The organism is Aeromicrobium sp. REDSEA-S32_B7 (genome assembly GCF_001626145.1).
GTDB classification, from domain to species: domain Bacteria; phylum Actinomycetota; class Actinomycetes; order Propionibacteriales; family Nocardioidaceae; genus Aeromicrobium; species Aeromicrobium erythreum.
Genome location: NZ_LUNF01000194.1, coordinates 1 through 9360, shown reverse-complemented (window position 1 = coordinate 9360; position 9360 = coordinate 1). Strand labels below are relative to the sequence as shown.

Sequence of the window (9360 nt, the reverse complement as noted above, 5' to 3'; positions counted from 1 at the left end):
GTCCGTACGGGTGTCGGCGAGGTGGTCACATCCTCGCGGTTCGCGGGACAGGAGGCGCACGGTCGTGGAAGGCTCGCCCCATGTCGATCTTCCCCCCGACACGGATCGGTCGTGCCCTCGTGGTCTCGGCCGTGCTCGTCGGGGTGACGAAGGTGCTGCCGTTCCTCCTGCAGGTCGTCTCCATGACGGGCGACGAGCGCACCGAGCTGCCTCCGCTGACGCCCACCGGGACGACCCGCGACTTCCTACTCGGCAACCCGGTCACCTGGTTCCTGGCGGTGGCGGCTGCCGCCTACGTCCTGCTCGTGGTCGTCGACGTCGTGGTGTTCCTGGCGCGACCGCGCCCTGCGCGCTCGAGGCAGACCGGGCGGTCGCGACGGACCACCGCCCGGAAGCCCCCGGCCCGGGCGCCGCGTCGCACGGCGACCGCCTCTGCCGGCCGACCACGGTCGACGAGCGCGAAGCGCACCGCACCCGCTCGACGTCCGGCTCCTGCCCAGCGCAGCACCACCGCACGGCCCCGCCCGGCAGCGACGCGCACGTCGGGAGGTCGCGCGCGGCCCGCGGCGCAGCGCACCCCACCCCCCGCACGCGGCTCGTCCGCCACACGGCGCCGGGCCAGCTGACCCCGCCGTCGGGCGTGGGCCTCCTCACCGTCGTTCGGCTCGCACCTCCGCGACGCGTCGATACCCTCGACGTGTGACCCTCTGGACCCCGCTGCACGTCGTGACCGGCAAGGGAGGCACCGGCAAGACCACGGTGGCCGCCGCGCTGGCCACCTCGCTCGCCGCCCGCGGCCGAAGGGTGCTGCTGTGCGAGGTCGAGGGTCGTCAGGGCATCGCTCAGCTCTTCGACGTCGCGCCGCTGCCGTACGAGGAGCGCCGCATCGCCAACGGCCTGGACGGCGGGGCCGTGCACGCGCTGGCCATCGACCCCGAGGCTGCGCTGCTGGAGTACCTGCAGATGTTCTACCGGCTCGGTCGGGCCGGGAAGGCGCTCGACAAGTTCGGCATCATCGACTTCGCCACGACCATCGCCCCGGGCGTGCGCGACGTGCTGCTCACCGGCAAGGTCTACGAGGTGGCGCGCCGCACCGGCGCCGACCGCTACGACGCGATCGTCATGGACGCCCCGCCGACGGGCCGCATCACCCGGTTCCTCAACGTCAACCACGAGGTCGCCGGGCTCGCCAAGGTCGGCCCGATCAAGCGTCAGGCCGAGTCGATCATGCAGCTCATGCGCGCCCCCAGCACGCAGGTGCACCTGGTCACCGTGCTCGAGGAGATGCCGGTGCAGGAGACCCTCGACGGCATCGCGGAGCTGGAGGCGGCCGACCTGCCGGTCGGTCGCGTGCTGCTCAACCTCGTGCGACCCGAGCTCGTGACGGCCCCGACCCGCGACGCGCTCGACGCGGGCAGCCTCGACGAGACGGCCGTGGCCGCGGCGCTGCGGTCGGTCTCGCTGTCCTCCGACGCTGCCGGCCCCCTGCTCGCCCAGGCCCGCGCCCACGTCGAGCGGCAGGTGCTGCAGGAGCAGCAGCGCGAGGTGAGCGGCGACTGCGGCCGTCCGGTCGTCGAGCTCCCGCTGCTGGGCGGGTCGGAGGCCGGACGTGTCGACGTCGACGCGCTGCTGGCCGACCGCGGCACCCAGATCATCGTCTGCTGCGGCTCGGGCGGTGTCGGCAAGACCACGACGTCCGCCGCGCTCGCGTTGCGCGCCGCCGAGCAGGGGCGACACGTGTGCGTCCTCACCATCGACCCCGCGCGCCGTCTCGCTCAGTCGATGGGCCTGACCGAGCTCGACAACGTGCCGCGCCCGGTGGCCGACGTCGACACGTCGGCCGGTGGGTCGCTCGACGCGATGATGCTCGACATGAAGCGCACCTTCGACGAGGTCGTCGAGGCGCACGCGACGCCCGAGAAGGCGCAGCAGATCCTGCAGAACCCGTTCTACGTCGCCCTGTCGAGCTCCTTCGCGGGCACGCAGGAGTACATGGCGATGGAGAAGCTCGGGCAGCTGCACGCCGCCGCGAGCGACGACCCCGACGTCCCCGACTGGGACCTGATCGTCGTCGACACACCGCCCTCACGGTCGGCGCTCGACTTCCTCGACGCGCCCGAGCGGCTGTCGAGCCTGCTCGACGGCCGCTTCATCAAGCTGCTGCTCGCGCCCGCGAAGGGTCCGGCACGACTGCTGAGCGCCGGGTTCGGCATCGTCACGAGCGCCCTCAACAAGGTGCTTGGCGCCCAGGTGCTGTCCGACGTGCAGACGTTCGTGGCCGCCTTCGACACGCTCTTCGGCGGGTTCCGCCAGCGCGCTGAGGCCACCTACTCGCTCCTGCAGGCCGACGGCACCGCGTTCCTGGTCGTCGCCGCGCCGGAGGCCGACGCCATGCGCGAGGCCGCCTACTTCGTCGAGCGGCTCGCCGCGGAGGACATGCCCCTGGCCGGGCTCGTCGTCAACCGCGTGCACGAGCGCGCCGCCGGCGGGCTCACCGCCGCCGACGCCGAGAGCGGCGCGACCCGGCTGCGGGCCGCCGACGAGGAGTCGGTCGCCGAGCTGCTCGACGTGCACGCCGACCGCGAGCGCGTCGCCGCGCGCGAGGAGAAGGTGCAGCGCCGGTTCACCGGCAGCCACCCGACGGTGCCGACCGTGCCCGTCGCGGCGCTGCCGACCGACGTCCACGACCTCGACGGGCTGCGCCGCATCGGCGACCTCATCGCCGGACGCTGAGCGTCCGGCGCCAGGACGTCAGGCGGTCTGCAGGACGCTGCGCCAGGCAGCCACGTTCGGGCGACGACGCAGCAGGGCGCGACGCTCGCGCTCGGTCATGCCGCCCCAGACGCCCCACTCGATGCGGTTGTCGAGCGCCTCGGCCAGGCACTCGGCCCGGACGTTGCACGATCCGCAGACCTGCTTGGCGCGGTTCTGCTCGGCGCCCTTGACGAACAGCGCGTCGGACTTGCCACGGCAGGCGGCTTGACCCGCCCAGTTCTCGTTCCACCCCATGGTGATCAACCTCCCGAGAGCCGGCCCCGAGGCCGACAAGGTTTCTCTAACAAAGAGAACGCTAAGGATCCGGCTGATCCGGCGGCAGACTCCACAGTGCCCAACTTCACATGGTTCGAAGGGACTATGGTCCTGGGCCGTCCCGGGAGGCCGCACCGGCGCAGGCACCCCTCCGCGCCTCCGTCGATCCTCAGGATCGGCCCGTATCCTGGGGCGTATGCCTTGGGACGACCTCACCGACAACGTCCGGCGGATCGCCCAGACACCGCCGCGCACGTCCAGCCGCGCCTCGCTGATCGGCACCATGATCGTGCTAGCCGTGGCTGCCGGCGTGCTCTCCGCGGCCGTGGTCATCCCCGGCACCGCCTTCTTCGCAGCCACGGCCAACGACGTCACGCGCGACGTCGTCGACCTGCCGCTCGAGCTCGACGACGCGCCGAACCCGCAGACCACGCGTCTGTACGCGGCCGACGGCAGCCTCCTGGCGTACTTCTACGAGGAGAACCGCCAGGACGTCCCCCTCGACAGCATCGCCAAGACGATGCAGGAGGCGATCGTCTCGATCGAGGACAACCGCTTCTACGAGCACGGGGCACTCGACCTCAAGGGCACGCTGCGCGCCCTCGTCAACAACGCCTCCGACGGCCAGACCCAGGGTGGCTCGACCATCACGCAGCAGCTGGTGAAGCTGTCGCTGGTGCAGCAGGCCACCACGCGCGAGCAGATCAAGGCCGCCACCGAGAAGTCGACGGCCCGCAAGGTGCGTGAGCTCAAGCTCGCCATCAAGTACGAGGAGGAGCACTCCAAGAAGGACATCCTGGAGCGCTACCTCAACATCGCCTACTTCGGCGACAGCGCGTACGGCATCAACGCCGCCGCCTACCACTACTTCTCGGTCCCGCCGGAGAAGCTGTCGGTCAAGCAGGCCGCCACGCTGGCCGGCCTCGTGAAGAACCCCGAGCAGTTCAACCCGCGCATCTACCCCGAGCGGGCGCTCCAGCGCCGCAACACGGTCATCCAGGTCATGGCGACGCAGGGCAAGATCAGCCAGGCCGAGGCTGACAAGCTGATCGCCTCGCCGCTCGACCTCAAGCTCACGCGCTTCCCGAACGGCTGCGTCGAGTCCGTCGCCGCGTTCTCGTGCGACTACATCCGTCAGTACCTCCTCGAGGACGAGGCGCTCGGCAAGACCGTCGACGAGCGCCGCACGCTGCTCGAGAAGGGCGGCCTGACCATCAAGTCGACCATCGACGTGCGCATGCAGAAGGCCATCAACGCGGCCGTCACGAAGCGGGTCGGCGCGCGTGACCGCGCGGTCGGCTCGATGGCGCTGGTCGAGCCCGGCACGGGCAACGTCCGCGGCGTCGCGCAGTCGCGACCGATGGGTCGCGACGAGAAGCGCGGACAGACGTTCCTGAACTTCTCGGTGCCGACGGAGTTCGGCCAGTCCAGCGGCTTCCAGGGCGGGTCGACGTTCAAGATGTTCACGACCGTGGCCGCGCTCAAGAGCGGCATCCCGGTCGGGAAGACCTACAACTCGCCGCAGTCGATGACGATGCCCGCCGGCACCTACTTCGACTGCCAGGGTCGCGGCGTCGGCGCCTGGCCGCTCAAGAACTCGACGGGCCAGGGCACGTTCAACATGTACACGGGCCTGCGTCGGTCGGTGAACACCTACTTCTCCCAGCTCGAGCGTGACGCAGGCCTGTGCAACACGGTGAAGGCCGCCCGCGACATGGGCATCAAGGTGCCCGAGCGCGACGTCGTCGGCCCCTTCACCCTCGGCTCGACCTACGTCAGCACCCTGGAGATGGCCGCCGCCTACGCCACCGCGGCGTCCGGCGGCACCTACTGCACGCCGCGCCCGGTCGATGAGATCCTCAGCGCGAACGGCGAGGTGCTGAAGAAGTACCCCGACAGCTGCAAGCGCGTCATGAGCCGCGAGGTCGCGGCCCAGGTCAACGACATCCTCCGGGGTGTGCAGCAGCCGGGCGGCTTCGGCTTCCAGAACGGCACCGCGCTGAACATCGACTCGGCCGCCAAGACCGGTACGACGAACAGCGCGCAGTCCGTCTGGTACGTCGGCTACACCCCGACGCTCTCGGCCGCGGCGATGATCTCCGGCGTCAACAGCGCCGACAACCCGGCCAGCCTGGTGGGCGTGACGCTGAACGGCGTGCCCGTCAACTTCTCGCAGGCCGGCGGTTCGTCGCTGTCGGGCCCGATGTGGAAGGACGCCATGGGCGTCATCCAGACCTACCTGCCGGCGCGCACGTTCGACGCACCGCCGCAGCGCCAGCCCGCAGCCGCCCCGCCAGCGGCCGCGACGGGCGGCACCCAGCGCGGCGGCGACCAGCCCCGCGATGCCCAGCCGCGCGGCGGCAACCGTGGCGGCGGCGACCAGGCCCGCGGCGGCGGCAATGGGGGCGACCGCCCCGGTCGCTGAGCAGACGCACTTCGTCGTCCGGTCGGGCCACCGGGGCCCGACCGGACGACGTGGCCGGACGACTCAGGCGCCGAGCGCCTTCTTCACCTCGGCCGCCACGACGCCACCGTCGGCGCGACCCTTGACCTGCGGCTGCAGCGCGCCCATGACGCGGCCCATCGCCTTCATGCCGTCGCCGGCCACGCCGAGCTGGTCGATGGTGGCCGTCACGAGCTCGCGGACCTCCTCGGCGGTGAGCTGCTCGGGCAGGTACTCGGCGAGGATCGCGGCCTCGTCGCGCTCCTTCTGCGCCAGCTCCGGACGCTGGCCGGCGTCGAACGCCTCGGCCGCCTCTCGGCGCTTCTTGGCCTCGGAGGTGAGCACGCCGAGGACGTCGTCGTCGCTGAGCTCGCGCGCCTGCTTGCCCGCGACCTCGGCGTTGGTGACGGCCGTGAGCACCATGCGCAGCGTGCCGGCGCGCAGGGAGTCGCGGGCCTTCATCGCTGCGGTGAGGTCGGTACGGAGTCGGTCCTTGAGCGCTGCCATGGCGCCATCCTCTCACCGACCTCGCCGGGGCTCCCCGTCCCGACCTAGGCTTATGGCATGAGGGCGACGGTGGCGGTACCGCTGGGGCTGGTCGGTGCTGGCGCAGCCGGCGTGGGGTACGGCTGGCTGGAGGCGCGCTGGTTCGCGCTGCGGCACGTGTCGGTGCCGGTGCTGGCGCCGGGCGCCGACCCGCTGACGATCCTCCACCTGTCCGACGCGCACCTGACGCCGAGCCAGGGACGCAAGCGCGACTGGCTGCGCGGGCTGGCCGACCTGGAGCCCGACCTGGTCGTCAGCACCGGTGACCACCTGGCCCACCACGACGCGGTGCCGCCACTGCTCGAGTCCTACGGCGAGCTGCTCGAGCGCCCCGGCGTGTTCGTGTTCGGCTCGAACGACTACTTCGCGCCGGTGCCGAAGAACCCGCTGCGCTACCTCGTCGGCGGCACGGGCACGCAGGCGGGCGGTTCGTGGAACCGGGAGCCGACGCTGCCGTTCGAGGAGCTGCGCTCGGGGCTCGTCGGGTCCGGCTGGCTCGACCTGAACAACACCACGGGCCACCTCGACGTCGGCGGACGCACCCTCGCGTTCGCGGGGGTGGACGACCCGCACCTCGAGCTCGACGACCTCGACGCGATCCCTCCGGCGGCCGAGCTCGGCCCCGACGCCGAGCTCGCGGTCGCGGTGGCCCACGCGCCGTACCTGCGGGTGCTCGACCGCGCGTCGAGCCAGGGCTACCCGCTCGTACTGGCCGGCCACACCCACGGCGGCCAGCTGTGCGTCCCGTTCTACGGTGCGCTCGCCACGAACTGCGACCTCGACCGCCGACGCGTGAAGGGCCTCAGCACGCACCAGGCCGCCGGCTCCGAACCCTCCTGGCTGCACGTGTCCGGCGGGCTCGGCACGTCGCCCTTCGCCCCCGTGCGGTTCGCGTGCCGACCCGAGGCCACCCTGCTCACCCTCACTGGGGTAGACTCGTCGAGGTCGTCCTCCCGCTGAGGATGACGGCCGGGGTGTGGCGCAGCTTGGTAGCGCGCGTCGTTCGGGACGACGAGGCCGCAGGTTCAAATCCTGTCACCCCGACCATCAGTTCGACGTGAGAACCTCGGACCTCATCACGAGGTTCGAGGTTCTTCGTCTCTCAGGGCAGGTGCTCGTCAGGACGTTCAACCACCTCGACGCAGACGCCGAGCCGTCCGCGCCGCTGGGTCCGGACCGCGCGCTCGTCGTCGGCGCACGTCGGTCATGCGTCGTCGTCTTCCCCCCACAACAGAAGGGGAGCGCCTGTATCGAACCAGAGGCCGTCCTCTTGAGCAGCGGCAACGGCTGTCTCGCACGGAACGTCGGCCGCGACGTACATGTAGAGGTCGTAGCCGAAAGCGATCTGCAGCCGACCGTTGTCAGCCTCGAGAGCGCAGTCGAGCTCACCTCGCAGATTCCCTCGGACGATGGGTCCCACGTCGGACCGGACGACAAACTGGCCGGGCGTCAGTGAGGGGTCGACGACCGTCCTGTCGTCACAGCAGGCTGAACAGCCTCACCCGCGGGCGAGGGTCCGCTCGACCGCGGACACGAACAGCTCGGGCAGCGGCGTGCCCCCGGCGGCCGCCATCATCACCACGACGCTCGACGGGGCGAACGAGCAGTAGAGGCCGGCCTCGAGGAACCACGGGCGGCCCTCGGGATCCACGCGGAAGTCGAACAGGCCGTAGTCGCGGCAGCCGAGCGCACGGAACGCGAGCGCTGCGGCCTCCTGCACCGCGGGCACGACGGGGTCGTCGTCGGCCACCATCCAGGCGTGGTCGTGGGTCTTGGCGACGAGCGCGAGGTCGTCGCCCGATCCGGCGAGCTTGTCGGCGCGGTCGCGGATCGGCTTGTGCTGCGCATCGACCGCGTACTCCTCCAACGGGAGTGCGCGCAGGCCGTCGTCCGTCTCCAGCACCGCGCAGCGCACCTCTCGGCCCAGCGGCACGAAGCGCTCCACCAGCACGTCGCCGACGGACGTCTCGCGGGCTGCTTCGACGACGGCGGACCGCAGGTCGGCGCGGTCGCGGACGAGGGCGACGCCGGTGGAGTTGTCGGCGTCGACCGGCTTGACCACCACGGGCAGGCCGACCGCCTCCACCGCGTCGTCGAGGAGACGCTCGTCGACGTCCGGGTGGCCGCGCACGACCCGGCCCGGGGGCACGTCGACACCGGCGGCCGCCACCACCGCCCTCGTGCGCTCCTTGTGCGCCGCGAGTGCCATCACGTCGGCGGGGTTCCCGACGAACGGCACCCCCAGCACGTCGAGCAGCGCGCGGTAGGTCGTCATGCCGGCGATGCAGAACAGCTGGGGCAGCGCCACGTCGGGGGCGATCCCCCGGACCAGGCTCACGGCCTCCGCCAGCTCCACCGGCTCCGCCGCCTCGATCGCCTCTCGGCTCAGGTCGGCGGGGAAGCGCCACCGACCGTCGGGCCCGACCCACACCACCACGTGGTCGTAGCCGGGGACGTCGGCGAGCGCCTCGAGGCAACCCGTGGCGTACAGACGGGAGAGGTCGGCGAAGAACTCGTCGGTGGGCGACCCGACGAGGTGCAGCACCGTGCGTCGCTCAGTCACCGGCGGCCTCCACGAGCTTGCCGATGTTGAAGTCGATGCGGATCCAGTCGCGACCCCGCACCAGGCTGCGCGCCAGCAGCACCGGGACCTGGCGGTGGTGCTCCAGCAGGAACGGCCACGGGTCGCGCACCGACCAGATGGCGTCGCGACCCTCGAGCACGACGCGCACCGTGCTCCGTCGCGGACGCTCGCGCACCAGGAGCCGCCAGAGCTCGTGGTACAGCCAGTACGTCGGGCGGCTGCCGGGGAGCGGCTGCAACGGCTCGCCCTCGTGGTCGGGCCCGAGGTACGCGTCGGCGAGGCCGGGATGGCCGTCGAGCATCGTGATCGCCGAGTGGGTCCGCGGGTTGCACTCGATGGCGTAGGGCGTGCCATCGGCGGCCTCGATGAAGTCGAAGGAGACCTGGCCGGTCAGCCCGAGCTCTCCGACGAAGCGCTCGACCCACTCCCGCACGCGCGGCCGCTCGACCATCGCGTAGTTCACCTGGAACGCCGACGACGGGCAGCACAGGTGCACCCGCAGGCGCCCGTCGACCACCGTGCCGTGGGTGCACAGCTCCTCGCCCTCCACGAGCTCCTGCAGGATCCACGGGTTCGACGGCGAGATCGGCAGCGCCGCCACGTGCCGACGCATCGCCTCGCGGTCCTCCGCGGTCGGGCCGAACGGGAAGGGTGTGAGGTCGAGCCGGTGCACCGGGTCGTAGGCGATGCTCTTGAGGATGAAAGGGCGCGAGCGGCTCGCGAAGTCGAAGGCCATGACGTCCTCGACGTGGTGCAC

Annotated in this window: 9 protein-coding genes, 1 tRNA gene and 1 pseudogene; 7 read left to right on the top strand and 4 right to left on the bottom strand. The window is 71.7% G+C overall.

Annotation, left to right across the window (positions count from 1 at the left end; translation table 11 throughout):
• Nucleotides 1-80: 80 nt before the first annotated feature.
• The 3 genes and pseudogenes from A6Q79_RS13220 (at nt 81) to A6Q79_RS13210 (ending at nt 2733) form a co-directional block, all read left to right on the top strand.
• Nucleotides 81-626, top strand: coding sequence for a hypothetical protein (locus A6Q79_RS13220; protein ID WP_286690173.1), 546 nt, complete (start codon nt 81-83; stop codon nt 624-626).
• A gap of 73 nt (nt 627-699) precedes the next feature.
• A pseudogene (locus A6Q79_RS13215) lies at nt 700-1227 on the top strand (ArsA-related P-loop ATPase); the annotation flags it as partial.
• A gap of 360 nt (nt 1228-1587) precedes the next feature.
• Nucleotides 1588-2733, top strand: a complete 1146-nt coding sequence (locus A6Q79_RS13210; protein ID WP_317698594.1) for an ArsA family ATPase — start codon at nt 1588-1590, stop codon at nt 2731-2733.
• Nucleotides 2734-2751: 18 nt separating this feature from the next.
• On the opposite strand, the gene A6Q79_RS13205 is transcribed toward A6Q79_RS13210, so the two are convergent.
• Nucleotides 2752-3009, bottom strand: coding sequence for a WhiB family transcriptional regulator (locus tag A6Q79_RS13205; protein WP_067853809.1), 258 nt, complete (start codon nt 3007-3009; stop codon nt 2752-2754).
• A 217-nt stretch (nt 3010-3226) separates the two neighbouring features.
• Between A6Q79_RS13205 and A6Q79_RS13200 the strand changes: the two genes are divergently transcribed.
• Nucleotides 3227-5455 carry a transglycosylase domain-containing protein gene (locus A6Q79_RS13200; protein WP_067853807.1) on the top strand — a complete coding sequence of 743 codons (2229 nt, stop codon included), beginning with the start codon at nt 3227-3229 and terminating at the stop codon, nt 5453-5455.
• Between the two features lie 63 nt (nt 5456-5518).
• Here the strand turns inward: A6Q79_RS13200 and A6Q79_RS13195 are convergent, their stop codons facing one another.
• On the bottom strand, nt 5519-5980 hold the full coding sequence (locus tag A6Q79_RS13195; protein WP_067853804.1) for a GatB/YqeY domain-containing protein: 462 nt from the start codon (nt 5978-5980) through the stop codon (nt 5519-5521).
• 57 nt (nt 5981-6037) lie between these two features.
• Between A6Q79_RS13195 and A6Q79_RS13190 the strand changes: the two genes are divergently transcribed.
• The 3 genes from A6Q79_RS13190 (at nt 6038) to A6Q79_RS13180 (ending at nt 7475) form a co-directional block, all read left to right on the top strand.
• Complete coding sequence (locus A6Q79_RS13190) at nt 6038-6979, top strand: metallophosphoesterase (protein ID WP_286690177.1); 942 nt, start codon at nt 6038-6040, stop codon at nt 6977-6979.
• 10 nt (nt 6980-6989) lie between these two features.
• Nucleotides 6990-7066, top strand: a tRNA-Pro gene (locus A6Q79_RS13185).
• Nucleotides 7067-7076: 10 nt separating this feature from the next.
• A complete protein-coding gene (locus A6Q79_RS13180) occupies nt 7077-7475 on the top strand; it encodes a hypothetical protein (RefSeq protein ID WP_286690178.1) in 399 nt (132 codons plus the stop codon).
• A 42-nt stretch (nt 7476-7517) separates the two neighbouring features.
• Here A6Q79_RS13180 and A6Q79_RS13175 read toward each other — a convergent pair whose 3' ends face one another.
• Both A6Q79_RS13175 and A6Q79_RS13170 read right to left on the bottom strand, forming a co-directional pair.
• Nucleotides 7518-8582, bottom strand: coding sequence for an ATP-grasp domain-containing protein (locus A6Q79_RS13175; protein ID WP_286690179.1), 1065 nt, complete (start codon nt 8580-8582; stop codon nt 7518-7520).
• Nucleotides 8575-9360, bottom strand: a 786-nt coding sequence (locus A6Q79_RS13170; RefSeq protein WP_317698593.1) for an ATP-grasp domain-containing protein, incomplete at its 5' end; no start/stop codon positions are given. The genes A6Q79_RS13170 and A6Q79_RS13175, both read right to left, overlap by 8 nt.